The sequence below is a fragment of the Pseudomonas sp. CFII68 genome (assembly GCF_000416195.1).
Lineage (GTDB): Bacteria > Pseudomonadota > Gammaproteobacteria > Pseudomonadales > Pseudomonadaceae > Aquipseudomonas > Aquipseudomonas kilonensis.
The window spans coordinates 145096-168934 of sequence record NZ_ATLN01000123.1 but is presented as its reverse complement, the minus strand read 5'-3'; the positions used below and the strand labels follow the sequence as shown (position 1 = coordinate 168934).

The 23839-nt window shown below is 60.1% G+C and carries 17 protein-coding genes; 6 read left to right on the top strand and 11 right to left on the bottom strand.

Translation table 11 applies throughout. The features are described from left to right. The first annotated feature begins 9 nt into the window (after positions 1 to 9). On the top strand, positions 10 to 1491 hold the full coding sequence (locus CFII68_RS03255; protein WP_018612983.1) for a hypothetical protein: 1482 nt from the start codon (positions 10 to 12) through the stop codon (positions 1489 to 1491). A gap of 67 nt (positions 1492 to 1558) precedes the next feature. On the opposite strand, the gene CFII68_RS03260 is transcribed toward CFII68_RS03255, so the two are convergent. Next, positions 1559 to 2530, bottom strand: coding sequence for a LysR family transcriptional regulator (locus tag CFII68_RS03260; protein WP_033062906.1), 972 nt, complete (start codon positions 2528 to 2530; stop codon positions 1559 to 1561). Between the two features lie 140 nt (positions 2531 to 2670). Here CFII68_RS03260 and CFII68_RS0126225 point away from each other — a divergent pair, with 140 nt between their 5' ends. The 5 genes from CFII68_RS0126225 (at position 2671) to leuA (ending at position 8259) form a co-directional block, all read left to right on the top strand. Continuing rightward, the gene (locus tag CFII68_RS0126225; RefSeq protein WP_033062897.1) at positions 2671 to 3840 is read left to right on the top strand and encodes an NADH:flavin oxidoreductase/NADH oxidase; all 1170 of its coding nucleotides are present in this window, start codon (positions 2671 to 2673) and stop codon (positions 3838 to 3840) included. A 50-nt stretch (positions 3841 to 3890) separates the two neighbouring features. Next, on the top strand, positions 3891 to 4277 hold the full coding sequence (locus CFII68_RS03265) for a nuclear transport factor 2 family protein (RefSeq protein WP_018612973.1): 387 nt from the start codon (positions 3891 to 3893) through the stop codon (positions 4275 to 4277). Positions 4278 to 4547: 270 nt separating this feature from the next. Further along, positions 4548 to 5381 carry an oxidoreductase gene (locus CFII68_RS03270; protein ID WP_018612970.1) on the top strand — a complete coding sequence of 278 codons (834 nt, stop codon included), beginning with the start codon at positions 4548 to 4550 and terminating at the stop codon, positions 5379 to 5381. A 21-nt stretch (positions 5382 to 5402) separates the two neighbouring features. Then, positions 5403 to 6338 carry an AraC family transcriptional regulator gene (locus tag CFII68_RS03275; protein ID WP_018612968.1) on the top strand — a complete coding sequence of 312 codons (936 nt, stop codon included), beginning with the start codon at positions 5403 to 5405 and terminating at the stop codon, positions 6336 to 6338. A 226-nt stretch (positions 6339 to 6564) separates the two neighbouring features. Further along, on the top strand, positions 6565 to 8259 hold the full coding sequence (gene leuA, locus CFII68_RS03280) for a 2-isopropylmalate synthase (protein ID WP_018612966.1): 1695 nt from the start codon (positions 6565 to 6567) through the stop codon (positions 8257 to 8259). 40 nt (positions 8260 to 8299) lie between these two features. On the opposite strand, the gene bcsC is transcribed toward leuA, so the two are convergent. The 10 genes from bcsC to CFII68_RS03330 form a co-directional block, all read right to left on the bottom strand. After that, complete coding sequence (bcsC, locus tag CFII68_RS03285; RefSeq protein WP_018612965.1) at positions 8300 to 11776, bottom strand: cellulose synthase complex outer membrane protein BcsC; 3477 nt, start codon at positions 11774 to 11776, stop codon at positions 8300 to 8302. Further along, complete coding sequence (bcsZ, locus tag CFII68_RS03290) at positions 11764 to 12879, bottom strand: cellulose synthase complex periplasmic endoglucanase BcsZ (RefSeq protein WP_018612963.1); 1116 nt, start codon at positions 12877 to 12879, stop codon at positions 11764 to 11766. Before bcsZ ends, bcsC begins: the two co-directional genes overlap by 13 nt. A 4-nt stretch (positions 12880 to 12883) precedes the next feature. Further along, the gene (bcsB, locus tag CFII68_RS03295; RefSeq protein WP_018612961.1) at positions 12884 to 15166 is read right to left on the bottom strand and encodes a cellulose biosynthesis cyclic di-GMP-binding regulatory protein BcsB; all 2283 of its coding nucleotides are present in this window, start codon (positions 15164 to 15166) and stop codon (positions 12884 to 12886) included. Then, complete coding sequence (gene bcsA / locus CFII68_RS03300) at positions 15163 to 17757, bottom strand: UDP-forming cellulose synthase catalytic subunit (protein ID WP_018612959.1); 2595 nt, start codon at positions 17755 to 17757, stop codon at positions 15163 to 15165. Before bcsA ends, bcsB begins: the two co-directional genes overlap by 4 nt. After that, positions 17754 to 18476, bottom strand: a complete 723-nt coding sequence (bcsQ, locus tag CFII68_RS03305) for a cellulose biosynthesis protein BcsQ (protein ID WP_018612957.1) — start codon at positions 18474 to 18476, stop codon at positions 17754 to 17756. Before bcsQ ends, bcsA begins: the two co-directional genes overlap by 4 nt. Continuing rightward, on the bottom strand, positions 18473 to 18715 hold the full coding sequence (gene bcsR / locus CFII68_RS03310) for a cellulose biosynthesis protein BcsR (RefSeq protein ID WP_018612956.1): 243 nt from the start codon (positions 18713 to 18715) through the stop codon (positions 18473 to 18475). The genes bcsQ and bcsR overlap by 4 nt, the downstream gene beginning before the upstream one ends. Further along, the gene (gene bcsG / locus CFII68_RS03315) at positions 18685 to 20313 is read right to left on the bottom strand and encodes a cellulose biosynthesis protein BcsG (protein WP_018612954.1); all 1629 of its coding nucleotides are present in this window, start codon (positions 20311 to 20313) and stop codon (positions 18685 to 18687) included. The genes bcsR and bcsG overlap by 31 nt, the downstream gene beginning before the upstream one ends. Further along, a complete protein-coding gene (gene bcsF / locus CFII68_RS03320) occupies positions 20300 to 20491 on the bottom strand; it encodes a cellulose biosynthesis protein BcsF (RefSeq protein WP_018612952.1) in 192 nt (63 codons plus the stop codon). The genes bcsG and bcsF overlap by 14 nt, the downstream gene beginning before the upstream one ends. Then, on the bottom strand, positions 20488 to 22029 hold the full coding sequence (locus tag CFII68_RS03325; protein WP_018612950.1) for a BcsE family c-di-GMP-binding protein: 1542 nt from the start codon (positions 22027 to 22029) through the stop codon (positions 20488 to 20490). The genes bcsF and CFII68_RS03325 overlap by 4 nt, the downstream gene beginning before the upstream one ends. A gap of 672 nt (positions 22030 to 22701) precedes the next feature. Beyond that, the gene (locus CFII68_RS03330) at positions 22702 to 23730 is read right to left on the bottom strand and encodes a GlxA family transcriptional regulator (RefSeq protein ID WP_033062895.1); all 1029 of its coding nucleotides are present in this window, start codon (positions 23728 to 23730) and stop codon (positions 22702 to 22704) included. Positions 23731 to 23839 lie beyond the last annotated feature (109 nt).

Genomic DNA, 23839 nt, shown 5'->3' with positions numbered 1-23839 from the left:
TAGTAAACCGTGGCAACCCCCAACCGCAACGCTCTTATCACCCAACTCGCCGCCAACCCCGATGACATCGCCGGACGCGCTTCGCTCTATCGCGATCTGCTCGACAGCGGGGAGGCGTCACTGGAAGGTTTACGCGTCGCGGCGGGCCTGGGCGATCCGGCGGCTAAGGTGGTAATGGCGCAACTGAACACCACCGCCCATGCAAATCGCCCCGGGCCATGGCTGTCGCAACTGCATGGCCTGCCGGTCGACCATCTGGAGTTGAACGACGCCGAGCCGCAGTGGTGTGACGCCCTGGCCGGGCTGCCCTTGCGCACGTTGGTGCTCAACAGTCCGAGGTTTATCTGCGGCCCGGAGACATGGCAACGTTTGCCCGCCAATGCTCTCGAAACCTTGGCGGTCAGTAATTTTTCCCGCGACGATAACGCCAATTGCCTCCCGTCGCCCGCACGCTTGCGTCGGCTGAAGTTGCAAACCTACGGCGAGGACTTCGATGACAGTTTCCTCCGTCAACTGAGCGACAGCCCGTTGCAGGAACTGTCGTTGAACCGTTGCGATGAGATGACCGACGAGGGCCTTCGCGCACTGTCGCGCCTCAAGCTGCGCTCCCTGACCTTGCAACGCGTGGGCGAGCTGACGTCCCGTGGCATGGCGCACTTGGCAAGTCATCCCCTCGAACAGTTGTCCCTCAGTGGCAGCGGCGCGATCCTCGACGATCCGTCCTGGCTTGGCGAGCTGACGGGGTTGCGCTCGTTGAGTCTGGATGACTGTTATGCAAGCGAGAACGTGCTGCAGGCGATTAGGGGGCTGCCCCTGGAAAAGCTTTCGCTCCAATCTGCGTTCATCTGCGAAGACGATCTTGAAGTGCTGGAGGGAATGCCGCTCATGGAGCTGGACCTCAAGTGCCTACGCCAAGTGATCGAGCGGCTCGACGTGCTGCACGAGTTTCCGCTCAAGCGATTGGGACTCTCCGATGTGCAGGGCGTCTGCGCCAGTACGTTGAGTGATCTGCGCGGGTTGGCGTTGGAGTCCCTGGAGCTGTCCTTGAACGACATCACTTGGAAGGAGCTGAAACAACTGGCTGGCCTGCCACTTAAGCGGCTCAATCTGAGCTTTTGCCAGGGCGTCGACGGTAAGGTTTTGCGCAAGCTCACCGAGTTGGAACTACCGCTGGAGCAACTTGAAATAAGCGGCCTGAACCTGCGCGATGCCGACCTGGCTTGTTTGCGGGGGCTGCCCCTGCAGCGCCTGGGTTTGTATGACAGCCCTTGGCTGACTGACGCCGGGGTGGCCCATCTTGCCGGCATGCCGCTGCGGGACCTGACGCTTGGGGCGGATCCAGGGGAATCGCGGATCACGTCGGCCGTGGTGCCCGTGTTGGAGCAACTGCCGCTGCAAACACTGTGGTTGCCCAACTGCGCTGGGATCGATGCAAACGGTTGGGATCGCTTGGCCAGGTTGCCAGCCCACGTGACAGGTCCGGGCATCTGACGCGCTGATAGGAATAGGCTGTGCCCAGGGGCCAATCTCTTTCGTTGCAGCAAGGAGAACCATTAAATCAAGTGTTGTCCGTTTTATTGGCAGCACGCATAAAGTCTACGAACGCACGCAACTTTCCGGGCATGTACTTGCGGTGTGGATAATAGAGATGAAAAGCATCGTCCAGTACGCTGTGCTGTCTCAATATCTGCCGCAACATGCCGTTTGCCAGCTCTTGTTTCGCAAAGTCTTCCAGAACGAATGCAATGCCGTGGCCTTGTATTGCAGCATCAAGGACAGATCTCATTTCGTCGAAGATAAAGCGTCCTTGAACGTCGACTTGAACCATTTGACCTTGATCTTCAAACTTCCACTCGTACAGCCTGCCGCCAACGGAATAGCGCTGGCGAATGCAGTTGTGGTTTAGCAAGTCATCGATGGTTTGCGGTTCACTTCTCTCGCGGAAATAATCCGGCACCGCCACCACGATTCGTTTTTGTAATGGCCCCAGCTGCACGGCGATCATGTCATTTTGTACTTTTTTCCCCATCCGTATGCCGATATCAAATCCGGCGTTGACGATATCGCTAAGTTGATTGTCCAGTGATATCTCGACATTGATCAGCGGGAATTTTTCAAGGAACGAAGCCAGGTGCGGCTCAATCAGGATACGGTACGCAACGTATGAAGAATTAACGCGTACGGTGCCCGACGGTTGATCTGCCGCGAGTAATGCTTGTGACAAGGAATTTCTGATCTGAGCAAGCGCAGGTGCTAATGCTGCGTTCAATGACGCGCCAGCCTCAGTCAAACTGACACTACGTGTTGTGCGATTGAACAGTCGCACATTCAGTTGCGCTTCCACATTCTTGATCGTGCGTGATGCCGCAGTTGGCGTGATGCCCATTTCCGCGGCGGCGCGAGCGAAGTTCAAATGCCTGGCAACGGCCTCGAAGGTTAAAAGACCTGGAAGATGCACCTGTGGAGGAGGGATCGCGCCCTCTATGCGTTCAGCGAGAGGTGGCTGCTCGATTATGATCTTATTGCTCATACTGTATGTCCACTTGTGATCATTCACGTCATTATTGCCGATCTCCATACTGGTTACAGCAAGTAACTTCATCACGGATCGCGACAGCGCAAAGCTGTTCTTCAATCCGGTTACTCGGCCCATCATTCCAGAGCAGAACAATGAGCAAGATTTTTGAACCGTTGACTTTACGCGGCGTCACCCTGCGCAACCGCTTCGTCCTTAGTCCGATGTGTCAGTACACGGCGACAGAGGGTCATGCCAGCGATTACCACGCCGTCCACTACGGACGTTTCGCTCTCGGTGGCTTCGGCCTGCTGATGGTCGAGGCTACGGCGGTCTCTCCCGAAGGACGGATCACACACGGCGATCTGGGCCTGTGTGATGACGCTCATATACAAGGCCTGTCACGCATCACCGCTTTTGCCAAGGCCTATGGCGCAACGCCCGGAATTCAGATTGGACATGCTGGACCTAAAGCCAGCATCCAACGAGCCTTTGAAGGGAACGGTCCACTGGATGAACGCGATGCAGCACGCGGAGAACACCCTTGGGTAGTGGTGTCACCGAGCGCACGCCCAGCCGCTGAGGGCTGGCTGGTGCCTGACGCGTTGGATGCAAACGGCATCGCCAAAGTACGTTCAGATTTTGTCGCGTCGGCACGACGCGCCTTGCGGGCAGGTTTCGATGTGCTGGAGCTGCACTACGCACATGGCTTCCTGCTTAACGCGTTCTTGTCACCGCTGACCAACGACCGCACCGATGAATACGGTGGCGGCTTCGAGAACCGCATTCGCCTGCCTCTGGAGATCGCTCGCGAGGTGCGTGAGGTCTGGCCGCAGGACAAGCCGCTGTTCGTACGCTTATCGGCAGTCGATGGCAGCAGCAGCGGTTGGACAATCGACGACAGTGTCGCTTTGGCCGCGGCGTTGAAGAAGATCGGCGTCGACGTCGTTGATTGCTCGTCCGGTGGCTTCGGCGTCTACGAATACCCCAACGGCTATGGATTCCAGGTGCCGTTCGCCGCGCAGATTCGTCGCGAGGCAAAAATCGGCACCATGGCCGTGGGACTCATCAACGATCCGTGGCAAGCCGAAGCGGTGATCGCGTCTGGCCAGGCCGACTTGGTAGCGCTTGGCCATGCAGCTCTGCGCAATCCACACTTTCCATTGCACGCACAACAGACGCTAGGGGCCGTTAGCCCAGGGGCCTCGTATGCCAACTGGAATGTTCAGGTCGGCTGGTGGCTCGACCATCGCGAAAGCAAACTTCTCCAATTGGGCCCATGGGCCCCAACGGTTGACGCCGCGGCGAGTGGCCGCATGAATTGATTCCCATGCCGGCCAAAGCGGCTGGTACTTACAACGACCAGGAGTGAAACATGAGCAAGCCTACCTACGTGCACGACTATCAAGCCATCGTCGAGGTACTGAACAAATACAACGAAGGCTGCAAACAGGCAAAAAGCGGCATCATGAAACCCGCTTTCAGCGAGCAGGCGACCATCTTCGGCGTCGATGTCGAGGGCAAGTTGGTTGGCGGTCCGATCCAAGGGCTGTTTGATGCTATAGACAACCCGCCTTTTCGCCCGTCACCCGAAGCTCAGAGTGTATTCGTCAGCATCGATATCGTGAGCACCGCCGCCAGTGCACGCATCGACACCAACGACGTCTCGGGCTTCTCCTTCACCGACTTCTTCAACCTGCTGAAGATCGAGGGCAAGTGGACCGTGGTCAGCAAGATCTACCACACCCACGTCACACCCTGACACTAAGGCTGCTGGATCCTCGCGCTCGGGTTTCCAGCGGCAAGGGAACCGGGACAGACCACGTTTTGTATGTGGTTTCATCGATGCAAACGCTAGTCTGTCCTTTTTTCCACGGAAGGTTGGGACCGCTTGGCCAGATTGCCAGCCCACGTGACAGGTCCGGGCATCTGACGCGCTGATAGGAATAGGCAATGCCCCAAGGCAAACCGGCATAGGTGGGTCATTTTTCGATCGTTACCATGGCCTCCTGTTTATCCATTGGAGTTCACCATGCACAACAGAAAAAACCTCTTCATCACCGGCGTGAGCAGTGGCCTGGGCAACGCCCTGGCGCAAGAAGCACTTGCAGCGGGCCACCGTGTCATCGGCACCGTGCGCAGTGAGGCGGCGTTGCAGGCCTTCGAAGCGCTCTCCACGGAGCGTGCCCATGGCGTGATCCTGGATGTCACCGAGTTCGATCGAGTCGATAGCGCGGTGGCGGAGATAGAAACCACTTACGGCCCGGTCGATGTCCTGGTCAACAATGCCGGCTACGGCCATGAAGGCATTTTCGAAGAATCGCCGCTGGAGGAGATGCGTCGCCAGTTCGACGTCAACGTGTTTGGCGCGGTGGCGGTGACCAAGGCCTTCGTGCCGTATTTTCGCCAGCGCCGTGCCGGTCATATTCTCAATATCACCTCCATGGGCGGCACGATTACCATGCCGGGCATTTCCTATTACTGCGCGAGCAAGTTTGCCCTCGAAGGCCTCTCCGATACGCTGAGCAAGGAGCTGCTACCGTTCAACATCTTCGTGACCGCGGTGGCGCCTGGTTCGTTTCGCACCGACTGGGCGGGGCGTTCGATGCAGCGTACGGCACGGAGCATTGCCGACTACGACGCCAGTTTCGATCCGATACGTAAAGCGCGCGTGGAAAAAAGCGGCAAGCAACTGGGCGATCCTCGGAAAGCGGCGCAAGCGATGTTGCAGATCATTGCCAGCCCGACGCCTCCTGCGCATGTGTTGTTGGGCAGCGATGCACTGAACCTGGTGCGCGACAAACTCAGTCGTGCGACCAGTGAGATCGATCAATGGGAAGCGCTGACCCGTTCGACCGACGGTTGAGCGGCCAGCAAAGGGGCATCAATGACTCAGGCCTCAATCACCTCGCGCATGGTGCAGTTGATGGAACAGCTTGCGCCGGTCGAGGGCTACAACCTCAGCGCGCTGGAGGACATCCGTTTTCTGCGTTCGAACCGGCCGCTGACGCGCACGCCGGTGTTGTATGAGCCCGGTATCGTGATCCTGTGCCAGGGGCGCAAGCGCGGTTATCTGGGTGAGGACGTCTACGTGTATGACGCCCAGCACTACCTGGTGGTGTCTGTCCCGGTTCCGTTCACCATGGAGACCGACGCCACCGAAGCTGAGCCCATGCTGGCGGTCTACATGCGCCTCGACTTACAACTGGCCAGCGAGTTGATGCTGCAAGTGGACGAGACCCTCGGCCCCAGCGATGCCCAACCCAAAGGTATGTACGCCTCGCCCATGGACGATTTGCTGCGCAGCTCGACGCTGCGTTTGCTGGAAGCCATGAGTCGCCCGGGCGAAGCGCAAATACTCGGGCCGTCACTGGTACGGGAAATCTACTACCGGATCCTGACCGGCGAGCAGGGCGGCTCGATGCGCGCCGCGCTCAGTCGCCAGGGGCACTTCGGCAAGATCACCCGGGCGATCCGCAAGATCCACAGCTGCTACCACGAGCACCTGGACGTCGAAACGCTCGCCCACGAAGCCAACATGAGCATCCCCAACTTTCACCTGCACTTTCGCAGCGTGACGGACTCCACGCCCATGCAGTACTTGAAATCGACACGCCTGCACCAGGCGCGATTACTGATGCTGCGCAGCACCATGAGCGCCTCGACGGCGGCGTTCAACGTCGGCTACGAAAGCGCCTCGCAATTCAGCCGCGAGTTCAAGCGGATGTTCGGGCGAACACCTCAGGCGGAGATTGAATGGATGAAGGCGACTTATGCGTTGCCGGCGCCTGCTGAGCCGTCTGTTTATGTTTCGTCGCATTAGCGGTGGGCTGGATCCTGCCGGGGATGAAATTGTTCAAAAATTTATAGATTGAGCATAAGTAACCGCAGTATTAAATCTTATTGGTTATTTATTGTTGTTTTCTCATTCTGTTGATGTGACTACGCAATTTGCCTCAAGTTATGTTCATTTATGATTGGATCCAATGTTCGGTGGCGTCAGATGCCGAACCGGCCCACCTATGGACGTATCAAAAAGGATAAACGCCATGATGCTGAAGGATCCTTCCAGCAAATATCGACATTTCACCACCGTGGATCTGCCGGACCGCACATGGCCCGGCCAGGTCCAGTCCGTTGCGCCTAGCTGGTGCAGCGTCGATATGCGCGATGGCAATCAGGCCTTGATCGAGCCGATGAATGCCGAGCGCAAGCGTCGTTTCTTCGACCTGTTGGTCAAGGTCGGTTTCAAGGAAATCGAAGTAGGCTTTCCAGCCGCTTCGCAGACCGACTTTGATTACGTGCGCGAACTTATCGAAACGGGGGCGATTCCCGATGACGTGACGATTCAGGTCATGACTCAAGCCCGCAGCCATCTCATCGAGCGCACGTTTGAGGCATTGAAGGGTGCTCCCCGCGCTATCGTGCATGTGTACAACGCGACCGCACCGGTGTTTCGAGACGTGGTATTCGGTGTTGACCGCGCCGGGTGCATCGAGATTGCCACCCAGGCCACTCGCGAAATCAAACAGCACATGGACAACAATCCCGAGACGCAGTGGACCTTCCAGTATTCCCCCGAGACCTTTTGTTTCACCGAGTTGGATTTTGCATTGCAAGTCTGCGAGGCGGTGACGGACGTCTTCGCACCAACGCCTTCCAACAAGATGATCCTGAACCTGCCGACGACCGTCGAAGTCTCCACGGCCAATGTCTTCGCCGATCAGATCGAATGGTTTTGCCGGCATTTCAGCCGTCGTGACAGCGTGATCATCAGCGTCCATCCGCACAATGACCGGGGCACTGGGGTTTCCACCGCCGAGCAAGCCTGCCTGGCCGGTGCCGAACGGGTCGAGGGCACGCTGTTCGGTAACGGCGAGCGAACCGGCAATGTCGATATCCTCACCCTGGCCATGAATCTCTACACCAGCGGTATCGATCCGCAGCTGGATTTCTCGGACATCCTCCACGTCCAGCGCGAGGTGGAATACTGTAATCAGCTGCCCACGCATCCTCGCCATCCTTACGCGGGCGAGCTGGTGTTCACGGCCTTTTCAGGGTCGCATCAGGACGCGATCAAGAAAGGCTTTGCCGTGCGCCAGGCCAACCCCGATGGCTTCTGGGAAGTGCCTTATCTGCCTATTGATCCGGCGGATATGGGGCGCAGTTATGAGGCGGTCATTCGCGTCAATAGCCAATCCGGCAAAGGCGGCGTGGCCTATCTGCTGGAACAGCATGGGGTCGTGATGCCGCGCCGGTTGCAGATGGAGTTCAGCAACCTGGTCCAGCAAGAGGCGGATGGGTCGGGCCAGGAGATCAGTAGCGAGATGATCCTTGCGTGCTTTACCCGGCATTATCTGGAGGAGGGCAAGCCCTACACGTTGTTGCCGCCTAAATTGGTCAGCGAAGGCGCTGTGACTTACCTGGAGGGCGTGCTCGACATGGGCGGCACCCAGTTCGACCTCAGCGGTGAGGGCAACGGTCCGCTGGCGGCGCTGGTCGATGCATTTGCCCAGCGTGGCGTTCACTTCGATATCGCCGATTATCATGAGCACGCTGCTCGCGATGGGGCTCAGGCCGAAGCACTGGCCTATGTCGAGATTCGGGTGAATAACCGGCTGCTATTCGGTGCCGCGCGCGACGGCAGTAGTTTGCTGGCGTCGCTCAAGGCGGTGACAAGCGCCGTCAATCACGCATCGCGCCTGGGGCTGCTCAGCGTGATGCGCGCTGCGGTGCCTTGCTGACAGGGTTGCGTGTACAGCCCGGCGCCGCTGCTGTGGCGCTCTAGCGCATATCCGCATAAGGCGAGATCGGCTCCACCGGTAGCGGCAGGTTGCCTTGCCAAGGGTCAAATGTGTAGCGCAAGTAAAGCAAGGCCCGACTCGGGGCGTAGCCTTCGCTGTGCTGCCAGGTGATGCCGGCGCCCAGGACCAGGTTATCGGAAAGGCGACGCTCCACGAGGCCCTGGACACGTAAATTGTAGCCGTTGCTGCTACTGCCACTCTTGGTCAGGGACGGGTTGTCCACCAGCGTCTTGTTCGATTGCGCCAGCAGGCTCTGCAGATCAGCTTCGCGATTGTCTTTGGGGTAGAAATCAGAGCCGTCGATTTTCGCGAACGACCAACCCACTGAGCTTTCGAGCAGGGCCGACCAGTCAGCGTTACGCCAGGCGTAGTTCACCGGCACGCTGACCGAGTAGTACTGCTGTGGGCTGTAGTAGCCGCCCTGGCCGAGTGTGTCTTCGCTCAAGTCCTTGTCGAAGCCCATGTACATCAGGGTCAGGCCAGTGCGCAGACGTTCGTCGGCACGTTCCACCAGGCGATAGTAGTAACCGCCCATGGCTGTGCGCCGTTGGTTGTTCTCAACGTTCTGCCCCACTAACCAATGACTGCTCAGGCTTGCCCACACGCCATCCTTGGCGCCTCGGTCATGGCTCAGGCCCAAGGTGAAGCCGTTGGCGGTGACGCCGCCCCACTGGGTTCCGGTGACCGGATCGACCGCACCGGCATACGACACCAGTGAGTTGGTCAGGGGGCGTCGCGATGCCGTGAGGCGGTAGTCCAGGCTGCTCCAGTCGCCGCTGTAGGTGACACCGCCCACCCAGTTCGACACGGTGAATTCTTGTGGCGTATGGCCAAGGTCGAAGGCCCATCGATCATCGTGCCAGCCCATGCCCAGCTGGGTGCCGCGCACGCTCTGCGAAGCGCTGGTGCAGCCATTCACCACCACCGCGCACAAACCGAACCGGTCGCTGCTGGAAAAATTGCTGACATCCAGATTTATGTCTTCAGCCTGGACAAAGCCCTGCCCTTGCGCCACCGGTGCGTCGATGCGCAGGATGGTGGTTTGGGTGGTCAGGTCCGAGACCCCCGAGGAACTGTTGTCGGTGCGCCAGGCGAGGTCGTGGTACAGGTTCACCGTCGGATTCTGCTTTTGGTACAGCTCGTCGACGTCGCTGCGGATGCTGCGCTTCAACCAGTCATCGCTGTCGCTGGCACGGCTGGCCAAGGTCATGGCGCGGTTGTCGCGCGGTTGGGCCTGTGGCGGTTCGATCATCCTTGCCGCGCCCATGCTGCGCGCATAGTCATCCAGGGCCCGCTGCGGCTCTTCCCGGGACAGCAGACGCGCCGCATCCCGATAGACCAACGGATCACTTTGCGGGGTCTTGAGCAACTGCGCGAACAGCGCGTTCGCACGCGTCTTGTCGCCCAGCGACGCCCAGGCATTGGCCAGCCGGCGCTGAAACGACACATCCGCCGGTACCGGCGCCGACACGGCCATAAGACTGACCTTGGCGGCGTTCGGTTGACCGCTGGCGATCAGCACTTCGCTCAGGCCGAGTTGGGCCTCGGTATTTTTCGGCACGCTGGTCAGCACCTTGCGATAGCGGCTTTCGGCCTGTACCAGGTCGCCGCGCTGCTGCGCCCAGTCGGCCAGGGTCAGGTAGTCGTCAGTGGTCGGCGCGCGCATCAGCAGCGCTTCGGCCTGGGCCTCATGGCCGCCGTCGCGTAGCGCTCGGGCCTTCGCGAGCAACTGGCGACGCTGCAGACGAGCCCACAGCGCGTTCATGTTGTCGCTCCAGGCGGCACGGGGGATCTGTTGCAGCGTGCCCATGGCATCGCCGTCACGCTCGGCATTGGCCAGAAACAGGCCGTGGGCATAGCGCGCGTCGGCGTTCTGGCCGCGACGTTGTAACAGCCAGTGGAAGCTTTGATCGGCCTCGGCATTGAGACCACGTTCGCGTTGGGCATTGGCCAAGCGGTACACCAACCAGGGATTGTCCGGGTCCAGCACGCGAGCCTTGCTCAAGGCTACCGTCACCTGCGCCCAATCGCTGCGCCGGGTAGCGCCATCGGCCTGCGCATTGAGGCGATCCAGCGTCAGTTCCCGACGCACGCTTTGGAACTCTCGCTGTTCTTTGGGCGTCAGGCTGTCGAGGTAGTGCTCGGCCTTTTCCGGTGATTGCGACTGGTACAGGCGGACCATCGCACGCACCGTGCTTGCATTGCTCGGATCGAGCTTGCGCGCGCGCACCAGCAAGGCTTCTGCGGTGATGTCATCGGATTCGCCCTGGGCAACGTAGGACAAGCCGATCAGCGGCGCAGGGTCGTTTGGCTTGGCTTGGTTCGCCTGCCGGTACCATTTTTTTGCAACGGGATAATCCTTTCGCTCAAGGGCTTCATCACCCTTTTGCAGCAGCATCCACTGATGGTTGGCGGCCTTGAGATCCTGCCATTTGGTCATCCAGAAGGTGTCCTGCTCGATGGACGAGGCTTTGATGAAAGCGTGGTATGCCGCTTCGTGCCTGTTCTGGCGCATCAGCGAAACACCCAGCGAGCCGAGCAGGCTTGAGTCTTGCGGGTAACGCTTGATCGCCCGACGCAAACTGGCTTCAGCGCCGACGTGGTTGCCGGCCTCAAGCAATGCCTTGCCTTTGACTCCGGCCTGCCAGGCCGGATCAGCCAGGTATTGCTCCTGCTCTTGCAACTGTTTAGTCGCGTCAGGGCGCAAGCTGGTATTGGGATAGAGCTTCAGAAACACACGCCAGCCCTGCGCGGTTTCGGGCCCTACCGGTTGTTCGAGCCAATAGTTGTATTCGCGCTCGGCAGCGTTGTCGCTGGCGTTCGGATCGCCAGCCAATTGATGCAGGACGTCCAGCGCCTCAGGATCACGCTTTTCGGCAAACAGCAGGCCGGCCAAGGTTTGGCGCAGCGAGGCATTGCCGGGGTACTGCCGGTCCAGTTCGCGCAACTGCTCGATCACGACAGGGCGCTCGGCCTTGATGCCGCTACGCACATTCAGATATTCCAGAGCCGTGGCAAAGTCCGGCATGTCATCGCCGAACAACTGTCGATAGGCCTTGATAGCGTCTTCAAAGCGGCCGGCGACGGCCAGCAGGCGCGCCTCCTGCAGGGCCCGTTGACCGTCGGCACCGTGCATTTTCAGCAAGCTCTCGGCCTGACGCAGGGCCGCCGTACCTGGCGCCTGTTGGCGCAGTTGGGCGACCAGGCGTTCGGCTTCCGGTTGATTTTTTTGCAGCAGTGCCTGGCGGACTTCGACAACTTTCACCTGCGCATTGTCCGGGGCGATCAGCTCCAGACGAGCCAGCGAGTCATGGACCAGGTCTTCGCGGTACAGCGCCTCACCAATGCGGACCTGCTCCAGCAGCCATTGCTGCTGGTCGGGCGGGCTGAGAGGCTCGCCCAGGGCGACCCCATAAACGCTGCTCAGCAGCAGCCCGAAACCGATCATTTTTTGCATGCGGCAATCCAGTTTGGCACGAGGCGTCCGTTCTTATCGAAGCGATAACGTTGTTGGTCCCAGCCCTGCCCGAACAGCATCAGCGATTGGTTGTAATAGGCATCTGCCAAGGGCGGCTGTTGTTGCAGGCGTTGGCGTTGGGTCTTGAGGGCCGCCACGCTGTCCGGGCTGGCAGCCAGCAAGGGCAGCAATGCAGCACTGAAACCAACCGGGCCGGCGCCATTGTCAAGACCGGTGAGTGTGTCGACTTTTTCCGGAACGTGGCCCCGCCGCGCAGTCAGGTCCAGCATGGGTTTGAAGTGTTCGATCAACCGGGTGCGCCCGGGGGTATCCTTGTCCAGCATGCCCAGCCAGAGGTAGACACGAATGGCGTCATAGCTACCAACGCTGCCTTTCTGACTGTCCACGGCCCAACCCTGCCCGGGTTTCCACAGTTGCCAGTCGGGTACCAGGCCCTTGGGTGAACTTTCGATCAGCAGACGCTCGGTGTTGCTGGCCAGCTCCGCCCAGATCGGTGCTTCGAGGGCGAAGCGTGCCAGCAATTGCGGCGGCAGATAGCTGGCATTCAGGCGCCAACCCTCGGCGTTTTCGAATCCGGAGTCGCCGGGCAACAGCATCAGGCCCAGGCCTGGTAGCTTGCGCAGGCTTTGTGCCGCACTGCGCCAGAGCAGGCTGCGGCCCAAGGCCAGGTAATCCGGTTGGTGCCACAGACGCCCGGCTTCCAGCAGGCTATAGGCGATCCACAAGTCGGCATCGGTGGCGTTGTTGCTATCCAGTACCTGCCAGCGGCCAGCGTTGTCGCGGCCCCACTGCCATGCCGGAAGCTGCCGGTTAAGGTCTCCGCCGGCCAGGTTGTCCTGAGTCCAGCGCAGCACTTTGGCGAAGCTATCGCGGTCATTGCCCAGCAGCGCGAAAAACAGCCCGTAGCTCTGTCCTTCGGACGTGGAGATCAACTGCTCCGAGGAGTGGTCAATGACCCGTCCGTCCGAGCTGAGCATCGCCTGACGAAAATTCTGCCAGGCCGGCCAAGCGCATTCAGTAGCACCGGCAAAGCCAGGCGCTACGATCAACGCGGCCAAGGCCAGCGCGAAGAAAGCTTTCACCCGACTACTCCTGACCAGCCAGGCGACGACGGGCAGCCCAACGGAGTGCGCGCCACAGCAGGAATGCCGTCAGCAGCACACTGATGGTGGCCATGACCGCTAGCAGGATCGGGTGCTCGGACAATTGGTACCAGAGCAGCAGCCACCACGGAAGGTGGCCGACGAAGTACTGCTGGCCCACCCAACTGCTATCTACGCCACTGCTGCGGATCAGCGCCACGGAACCGGCAACGGCGTCCATTTTTCCCACGTCGCCCAGGGTGTCGCGCAGCAGTTGGTAATCGGCGTCATCGCTCGCCAGCAAGGCCACGATGCTGCGCTGTGGGTGATACGGCGACTGCAAGCCAACGATGGCGGCGATCGGTGCCTGGGCGCTGACGTCGATGCGGTTGGCACCCAGGTCGCGTTCATCGCTGAACTGACCGGCGCGGGTCGACTTGCCGCTCTGTTCGTGGGACGGTTTGAGTAGCCAGGCACGCGTCTTGTCCAGCACCAGATTGGCATCGGCACCATCGCCCACGCCCGGCGCCATGGCGCCGAACACCAGCAGATCGACATCCGCCTTGGCGTCGTCCCAGTTGTCCGACAGCCGCAGGCCAAACGCTGGCAGGCCTGAGCGCGCAGAGATTCCGGCGATGGTCTCGAACACCGTACTCAGTTGCACAGCACTGCTGTGGGTCGGCACCATCACCAGGGTTTGCGACAGGTCAGCCATACGGCTGTATGGAAAACCGCTTCGGGCAAGGGCGCGCAGGTCGGGCATGGCGATGTAGTGATAGTAACCAGACAGGTCGATGGTCGACTCTTCATCAATCACGGCCTGGTTGTTCACCGGCAGTGAAGTCTGGCAACGGTCGCGCTGGGCACTGCCAAAGGTGCTGGCGAAGTTGAAGTCGAAACGCAGGGTGTTACGGTCGCCAATCTTCAGCGCTGGCACCAGCAACTTGTCGCTGTGGTTAGCCGACTCGTTGGACAACACCGCCAGGCGCAGCTCCTCCAGACGGCTGTCGGTCTTGCTTTGCAGCGCCAGGCTGGTGATGAACTGGTTGTTCAGGCTGATGCTCAAGCGCGATTCGTCGTTGACCGACGGTGGTGTGTAACGGAACTTGGTTTGCAGCCCAATCCCTTGGTTACGCCAGACGAACAGGTCAGGCGGCAGATTCACGTCCACCGTGATGGGCCGTGGCTGCAGCCCGTTGGCCTGAAGCTGCTCGGGGTACTTGATCAACTCGGCGAAACGTACCGAGCGGTCCGTGCGCATCCAGTTCGGCGCGTCATAAGGCACCCGAGGCTTGAGCTGCTCGACCTTGTTGACCGTTACGCTCGAGCCTCGGAACGCGCCTGCGCCCAAGGCCAGGGCGCGGGCCGCTACAGCCAGGTCATCTTCATTGCGACCCAATACCAGCAACACTTTGCTGTAGGGATCCTGCGGGTTGTCGATCATCTGTACAACGGGGGCATCCACGGCCGGGAACTTGTCTGTGTCAGCCAGAAAGGACGGACGATGATCGTTGGTGGCAAAGACAATGGCCGACTTGGCGCGATGGTGTTCATCAGCGGGCGGCAGCTGGTCGAACAGAACCGGGAACTGCGCACCACGCCAAGCGGCCAGACTGCCGAAATAGGACACCAGGATTCCGGCTGCACGCTGCTCGCCCAAGGTCGGCGCATCGGCCAAGACCACATTCAGGACCGGCTTGTCCTGGCCCCGAGTGTCGAAGAAAGGCATCGGAAAATAGGCCAGGTCGTTCTTGAGTGTGAGTGCCTGCTCCTGCAATTGGATCTGGCTGCTGCGCGCAACGTTCAGCCATAGCGTGCTGTTGGCCGGATCTTCGCAGACATCGGTGTAGTGGCCGACGAACTCCAAGCGTACGCGGTTGAAGTCCGAAATCAGTCGCGGGTCCAGGGCTACCGATTGGTTGACCCTCTTACCCAATTGGTCCTTTTCGATCGGTACAACGCTCATCAGCACGTCGTTGAGATACACACGTAAATGCGAGATCTGTGGCTGCAGCGAAGGCGACGGCGTGTACTCCAGCTGCAGTTTCGCGTCACTGGCAATACGATCACGACGCAGGCTGAACTCGATCTGGTCGCTATTGTGGATGCCCAGCAATAGGCTGTCGGCGGGACGGCCCAGCTGTTCGAAGCTGTACGCGGTGTTCCAGCTTGGTACGTTGCTGACCGCGGCTGGCGCGGCCGGCGCTAGTGCGGTGGCGGCCTGGGCACAAACGGTGGCCAGGAGCGCCAGACTGGCAACAAGGGTTTTGCTGAAGTAGCGGCTCATGGTGCGCTCACTGATCGAGAGTTGAGAGTTGGGGCAACTGCCGGCATGCGCGGCAGAAAACTGGCCAGCCAGCGCGATATTCGCAACGGCGGGCCGGCGATGCGGCGGATCCAGGCAGGCAGGTATTCGTAGAGGCGGTAGTAACCGGTACCGCCCAGTTTGAGAACGTCCACAAAACTGTGCAGCGGGCGATCCGGGGTGAATTTCTCGCCCCAGTTGAGCCACGCGTCGGCGCGGGCAAACGTGCACTGCACAAAGTCGACATTCTGTTGTGCATTGAGGCCGGTGAAGCTGATACCGATGAAGTGCTTGTGGCTGCGGCTGATGTAGCCCGGGAACACGAATTCACGGGTGCCGCGCTGCATCATCAGCGAGATGCTCCCACCCACCGCCAGCGACTGTGGGGTGTCGAGCTGGATGCCTGCGCCACCGTCGCAATAGTCCTGCAACATGCCTGGATAACAGTGACCATTCTCAAGGCGCACTGCAGCGGGCAACTTGACGTATACCCGGTGGGTCTGGCGAACCTGGCGTACTTCAGCGGCGACCGCCATGGCGCCCCCGATGATCAGCAGGTTGTAGATCACCCAGAGAATACTCACCGCAACGGTGACAATCTCGTCGCGGGGGCCGCAGATCAGGCGCCAGACGGCAAAACCCAGGCCGGTAATGTTCAGCAACGCCAGTAGCAGGTACGGCTGGGCGATTTTCCAGTCAAACTGGTTCTGCTCCATCAGGCCGCCCTTGGCGGTGACATTGAACTTGCCTTTGCTGGGGTTAAACAGTGCCACGGTGGTAGGGCGCGCGATGTACCAAGCCAGGACGGTCTCGTACACCTCCCCCCAGAAAGTCCGACGATAGTCGCCCTGCAGCCGCGAGTTGGTGAGGCTTGCGTGGATCATGTGTGGTAGCACGTACAGCAGGATCATCAGCGCCGGGGCGTAGATGATGTAGGCATGCAGGAACAAAAACGCGAGCGGCGCCATCAGAAACACCAAGCGCGGCAGGCCGGCCAAGAAGTGCATCATCGCGTTGGCGTAACAGATGCGCTGGAAGAGGGTCAGGCCTTTTCCGAGCAAGGGGTTGTCGGTGCGGAAGATCTGCGCCATGCCACGGGCCCAGCGAATGCGCTGGCCGATATGCGCTGACAGGCTTTCGGTCGCCAGGCCAGCCGCTTGCGGCAATTTGATATAGGCCGAGTTCCAGCCGTTGCGGTGCAGGCGTAGCGCCGTGTGGGCGTCTTCGGTAACCGTCTCGACGGCAAAGCCGCCAATCGCATCCAGCGCGGAGCGCCGCAGCACCGCGCACGAGCCGCAGAAAAACGCCGCGTTCCACATGTCGTTGCCGTCCTGAATCAACCCGTAGAACAACTCGCCCTCGTTGGGGTGCTCGCGGAATACATTGAGGTTTCGCTCGAAGGGGTCCGGTGACAGGAAATGGTGCGGGGTCTGCACCAGCGCGAGTTTCGGATCACGCAAAAAGCCCCCGGTGGTCATCTGCAGGAAAGAGCGCACAGGTATATGGTCACAGTCGAAAATGGCGACCAGTTCGCCGTTCAGTTGCTTCAGCGCGTGGTTGAGGTTACCGGCCTTGGCATGACGATTGTCGCTGCGAGTGATGTAGCCCACCCCCACTTCGGCGGCGAACTGGCGGAAACTCTCGCGTTTGCCGTCATCGAGAATGTAGATGTTCAGTTTGTCGGCCGGCCAGTCGATGCCCATGGCCGCGTACACCGTACCTCGCACGATCGACAGGTCTTCGTTGTAGGTCGGGATCAACAGGTCGACGCTCGGCCACAGGCGCGTGTCGCGCGGCAGCGGCGCCGGTTTTCGGCCCAAGGGCCAGCACGTCTGGATGTACCCCAGGATCAGCACTACCCAGGAATAAGTTTCGGCCACCAGCAGGATCATCCCGCATATCAGGTCCAGGGGCTGGTTCCAGTTCAGGGTCGAGGTGTAGCGCCACCACAGGTAACGGCACGAGACGATGGTCGACAGTACTACCATCAACAACGTCGCAAAGCGGCCCGGAACCCGCCGCACCAGCAGGGCCAAGCCCCACAGCAGCAAGACGAATACCAACTGGGAGACGTAACCGAAGGGCTCGGTGATGCACAGCAACGTAAAAACGAAGGCGACGACACCGATGGCCGCGTTGATCAATCGTTGGCTGTGACGGTCCAGGCCTTTCCACCAATGGCTGCTCTGACGAATGTGCTGGCTGGACTCGGCGCGCTGGGGCAACGCTTCCAGCACCTTGCCAATCCGCGTCCACTGCCGCAGGTACAGCGCTCCGACGCGTTTGAGCCAGGCAGGGGTCGACAGCGTCCACACCCGCGGCCTGGCCGGGCGAACCAGCAGTAGCCAGAGGCTTTGTACCGCATAGCGCAACGGATCGCCCAGGCTCGGCGCCTTGTTGCTCAGTTGTGGATACCAGCGCTTTGGCTGATTGAGCACTGCGCGCCAGCTCGGTGACTCCAGACGCAACAACAGCCATGCCAGGGCGTTCATTGTCGCCAGCAGCAACGCAACTGGCGGAGTACGGTCATAGCGCCGACGCAGGTGAGCGTAAGGGAAAATGCGAGCGATCATGCCGTCCCCATGCGTTGGGTCAGGCACCAGGTGGCCAGGCTCAGCACATCCTGGGCAACCAGACTGGCCTGGGCATAAGCCCCCACCGGCATCTTGAACGCCTGGGCTTCGCGCATCGCTTCATCCTGATGCACGTTGAGAGGCAGCAGGCGGGCACCATATTGTTTGCGCCAGATCAGCAGCAGGTCGCGCTGCAATTGGCTGACCGGGTCGAAGCGGTTGATCAGCAGATGCTCGCGGGGGTCTTCCTCCTGCTGCAACAGCACGTGACAGGCAGCATCCGCCTCGACAATCTGCAGGCGCAACGCACAGGGTCCGACACAAGCATGACCGGGCAGTCGCAAGGGCACATCGAACAGAATCCAGTCAAAGTGTTCGGCAAGGGTGGCCTGTCGGCGGCGCCATAGATTCGGCTCGTTTAGCAGGCGCTGTTCGATGTGGTCCTGCTCTTCCCGTTTCAGCCGGCCGTAAGGCAACACGCTCAATCCCGGTTCCACGGTCCAGGCCTGGGTGTTCCAGCCCTTACCTTCGATCATGGCGCGCGCCCAGCCACCGCGCTCGCCGAAGCTGACACTGAAGTGCAGGCGAAGCAGGTTTTCCGGGCACATGTCGACCAGCAGCACGCGCTCGCCCAGGCTATGCAATGCATAGCCTGTGGCCGCCAGCAGCGAGCTGGTGCCGACACCGCCGCGCAGACCACGCAGGCTCAGTGCGGTCACGACAGCATCTCCAGTCCGCACTCACGTATCATCGGCAGGGCCGCCGGCTGCTGGCGTTCCATCTCTGCCAGCAGCGGCCAGCGATGCAGGGCCTTTTGCAACTCGATCTGTGCGGAGGTGTCCACGTAGTCCAGTTCGGGCAGCTCAAGCGTCAGTTTCAGGCGGGCGATGTCATCGGCACGATCCGCACGCGACTGCACCCTGGCTTTCACTTGAAGCGCTGTGGGTAAGGCAGCCATTCTGCTTTCTCCTTGATTCGTATGTAAGGTTTCCCGGCGTAGTCAACGACCACCGTGCCAGCGTTTTCGGAGACCGCCGCTGTCTGCGGCAGATTGCTCAGCAGGGCCGACCAGTTGAGCCCCTGGCCATCCCCCTGGGGCTGGGCGCTATACAAGCGGCTGATGATTTCCGACAGGGCCAGGAAACTGCTCGGATCGGTGATGTGCAGGGGGGCAGAACCGGGGTTATGCCCCATGCCCACCAACTTGATGCCGACCGGCACGAGGGTAATGGCCTGGCTCGGGATCTCGCGCATGCCGGCGATCTGCATACGGTCGCCATGCAGCGCCGCACCATGCTCCGGCACGATCACCACCACTACCCGACGGCCACTGAGTTCCAGTTGTTTGATGAAGCCATTGAGGTCATCGATCAGCCCTTGGGCCAGCTGTTTGTAATCGCTGCTGCTGGTGCCGCCATCAGCGGTCAGCACACGGTTGCCGTCATGCAGTGTGGTGGTGTTGTAGAACAGCGCCACGCGATCGTTCTTTTCTGCTTCGCGGTGCTTCCACCAGGCGTCCAGTACCTGGGCATCGCTCAGGATCGGTGAACCGTCGAAACCCACCAAGGCACGCGGTAATTTGCTGGTACTGATCGCGGGACTCGGCAATGCCCCTTGGGCGCGGACTTCGTCAAGGAAGCCTTCGAACTGCCCCGTGTGGTTGAGCATGACTTCGCTGGAAAAGCCCAGCTTGCTCAGGTCGTCCATCAACCTGCACTGCTCCGGGGCGGTGCCATAGAGCTGCTTGTGCGGAACCTGTCCACAACTGGCGCGCAACAGGCGGATCGCCGCCGGGCCGCTGTAGGAAGTGGCCGAGTTGAAGTTGTCGAAAATAACGTCCATCTGCTGGAACAGCGTGTTATCACGCAGCCCCACGGTTTCCAGGTCATCCCAGGCCATGGAGCAGATATTGATCAGCAACAGGTCGAAAGGCTGCGCTGCAGAGGTCGCAGGCTTGAACTCCACCTGCCGTCCAGCCTCGGTGCTATAGAACTTCTGCAGGTAGGCTTCCAGTGTCGCGCTGTCCGGGGGGGCCGTGCTCACCGCTGCAATGGCAGCGCCACTGGCCGCCGCCGCGACCGGCTCGTTGCTGGGGCTCAGGGCTAGCACATTCGCGCTGGCCAGCCAGGCTAAACCCAGCACACTCAGAGTGGTCAGGCGCAGCCAGTGCCGGACGAAGGCGTAGACCACCACCAACAGCGCCAGCAGCGCACACAGGTTCCAGTCAATGAAGCGACCCATCAGTTCGACGATGTATGCACCGCTGAAATCCAGCACGCCTGGTTGGCTCAGCAGGCGGCTGAAGGGCGGCAGCCAGGTGTCCTGGTAAAACAACGCAACACCCACGGGGATCGCGATGACTGTGCGCAGGATACGCAGATAACGATGCGGCAACGGCAGCAGCAACGCCGCCGCGAATACCAGGTTGGGCAATACCTGCAAGTTCAGGTAACCCGCCCACAGCAATACGAACTTGAGGATGAAATACAGATTCCAGGGGCCCAGGCCCGGCCAGACGCGCACTGACGCCGGGTTAATGACTTCAAACTGGCTCATTGGGCTCGCTCTGGGCTGGGGCACGACGACGCACACCACGGGACTTCAGGTAACGCGGGGGCAAGAGACCCTGCACGACAGATAGAAAATGGCGACCGAACCTGATCAGTACCACGATCAGTGCCAGGGTCAGCAGGCTGCTGAGGCCAATCACCTGGATCAGCTGGGAATAACTCATGAACAAGGGTCCGTAATGGGCAGTGTGGTGCGTCGAGGCGAATAGGCAACACGGCCGGCAGCTTCGGCGGCGCTACTGGCTGTGCGTTCTTCTGCCAGAGCGAACGTGGGAGGCTGCAAGGGCGCCGCAAGGAAGTCCTCGCGCGGCAACGCTTCAACGCTTTGGAGAATCTGGAAACTGCTGAAAAGATCGCGCCAGGCGAGCCGACAGATATTCCCCAATGCCGGTTCCAGTCCGTCCGCGCGACAGCCAAACAGGAACAGATAAAAGGCACCATTGACCACGCAGGCGACGTCACCAAAACGACGCAAGCCGATTTGACTAAAGTACTGCTCGATTTCCAGACCACCGCGCGGCATCAGCTTGAGCAGTTGGTGGCTGATTTCTCCAGAGGCGCCGTTATAGACGCGCTCCACCATGCCGATGAATTCCTGGGGCGTTAACAGACCGCGCTCGGGGGGCGGCCGCAGACGTTCGAACAGAGACTGGAAGTTGGTGGTGCGGCTCTGGCGCCAGGTCTGGCCCTGGGCTCTGTCGATGATGCTGAAGAAGTGCGCCAGCGTCGTCCCATAGGGCACGGTGATGTTGGCACCGCAGGACACCAGCAAACGCTCGTCCCGATAACGCAGGCAGGGCTCCATCTCGCGGATGATGATCTTCAGTGCGATACCGCAGCGCTCGCGCAGGGCGTGAATCTGACGAGCCAACGCTTCGACGTGCAGGTTGCTGTCGATGGCCACGATGATACTGGCAGCACGCGCGTGACTGGCTTGCTGGAGCAAGTCCTCGCGGCTCTCGAACAGCCTCCACTGATCCGACAACGGCGGCGAGCCTTCAAGCACAGAACGCTGGGTCAGGTAGATCCGCTGGTCGTCGGTATGAGGCACTTGCACATTGGCCTGCTCATTGACCGACAGCGCAAAACCGTCCACCAGCAACTCGAGCTCGAACTCCTGCCCGCTGCACACGCCCAGTTCGCTGCGCCAGTAGTGCAATTGATAGCGAATACCACCATCACGGCGATAGAGCTGAGCGAGCCCGGAGATCGTATCGTTGAGCCGCAACAAACCGTCATGCAGTTGAGGTGTCTGGCCATGGCTGATCACCAACAGGGAGCATTGGCGTGCGCCCAGCCATTGCCTCAGGGACAGACAGCAATGCCGCAGCTGCGGCGCGACGTCGTCCTGCCATGCGCTCCCCGGCAGCATCAACACAATGGTAGTGCCGGCAACCGGAGCAGCGCGGGTCAGCTCGCCGACCAGCGATTTGAGGGTCAGGCCAATGTCGTCTTTGTTGATGTCAAACAGCTTCAGCTGACCAGGACCGGTATCGGCCGCCAGTTCCTGGGCCAGGTCCTGACTTGAATGTCCGCAGCACACTAACATCCCTTGCGCATGGGCCGGCATCGCTGCCAGGCACTGGACCGCCAGCGCGGCAGAGTCGCTCGCCTGATCCACTGCCACCCAATAGAGCCCGCCGTCACGTAACAATATCTGCTCATCGCGCAGATGGCGGATGTCTAAGGTGACCTGACTCAAATGAAACTCCCTTTTCCTTTAAATCGGATGCGGCGCGATCAGCACCTTCCCTGGCGTTACAGTTTTTCAAATGCGTCACGTTTCTGACGACTAGCACAAGCTCTCCGAGCCGGGCTCAGTGTCAGACTTTGTCAGCATGAATAGGATGTTGCACTGCCAAGCAGCCCCCATGATGTTCAGGACGCGAGCTTTCAAAACAGTATCGAGCGGCTGGAAGAGGACGAAACATCGCATTCTCCGCCGATCACCATTGCCAGACTCTCTTATGCCTCGGTGATGGCGCGCAATTGTGATGACGTCGGACTGATAGTGTCAATAAATTGTAATAAATTAGCTCAAATATTGAGCATAAACGGTCGAGGTGATTGTTTCGCCATTTTATTGGCGATTTGGCCAGGCAGCCTAATTTCAACACGCTGATTGATACGCGGATTTTCGGTGAAAGATGGCGACTGGACGGCCACAATGCCCAGAACTGCCCTGATCTTCGCTGTGACCGTCGAGCATCGACACCAGCCAAATCCCGCTGACGATACGGCGCTCGGCCTATACCGCCGGGTTCAACACCTTGTTGCACCTGCTGGCGACGTTCACGCTGTTCACTGCCACCGTGGTCTTTTTATTCCTGGGTCGCCAAGGCGAGGTCTACGTCGGTGTCGATTACTTGCCGCGTTATTTCCCATCTTGTTGCATCAGGGCCTTGCGTAATTTCCCTGGCGACATGCCGAACATGCTCTGAAAGTGCCGAATAAAATGCGGCGCATCCGCGAAGCCACATTCAAAGGCGATCTCGCCGATCTGGCGATCGGAACTCACCAGCAGCCATCTGCCGAACCTGAGTCGGACCTGGCGGTAGAACTGGGCTGGGCTGTTGTTGGTTTCAGCGACAAACAGGCGCTCCAATTGCCGTTTACTGGTGCCGACCAGATGCGCAATGGCCTCGATATCCAGGGGGTGGGCCATGTGTTTTTCCATCAACATCACGGCTTCGTGCAATCGACGATTGGATGAACTGGCGTATCCGAGCGCCTTGCGTCGGTCGACGAAACTGTTGGACGTGTTCTTTGCCACCGTCATCTGATGCACAACTTTGCCCGCACGATCCGGCCCGCAATGCAGGCCGATCAGATGAAGCGCCAACTCGATGACTGAAACACCGCCCGCGCAGGTAATCCGGTCCCCGTCGATCAGAAAGTCCCTGTTGATGACAAAGCGCAACGTGGGAAAGCGGTGCTTCCAGTCGTCGCCATGGTAGGCGTGGACACACGCCGTTCGCCCCTCCATCAGGCCATGTTGCGCGAGCACGAAGCTGCCGGTGCACAGGCCGATCAACGGCACCTGTGCGGCCGCGGCCTGGTGGAGGAACGCGGGATAGGTTTTCGGCACCGCCTCGATGGAATCGAGCAATCCACCAATCACCACGATGTAGTCGAAACGCTCCGGGTCAGCGAGTTCACTGTCGATCGGTACGTCCAGTCCGCTACTGGAAATGACTCTTTGCCCGGGCGTGCCGAGTACTTTCCATTGGCAGCGGATGGGGCGGCTTTGATCACCCGTATCGGCGGCATGCCGCAACGCATCGGTCAGCCCTGACAGCGACAGCAAGGGGAAGCGTGGCCACAACATGATGCCAATAGACAACTCGGCGGTGCCGCGGCGCATGGGTGGATGACGCGCCTGCCCATGATCGAGCCCGGCCACGAGGCTTTCCTGGGGGGCCACAGGCTCTGTGCCGCCAGAATGTCGCAAATGTTCAATCATTCGTGCAAAGCATCCAACAAGTTATACCGCCGCTCCCACTACGATGGGC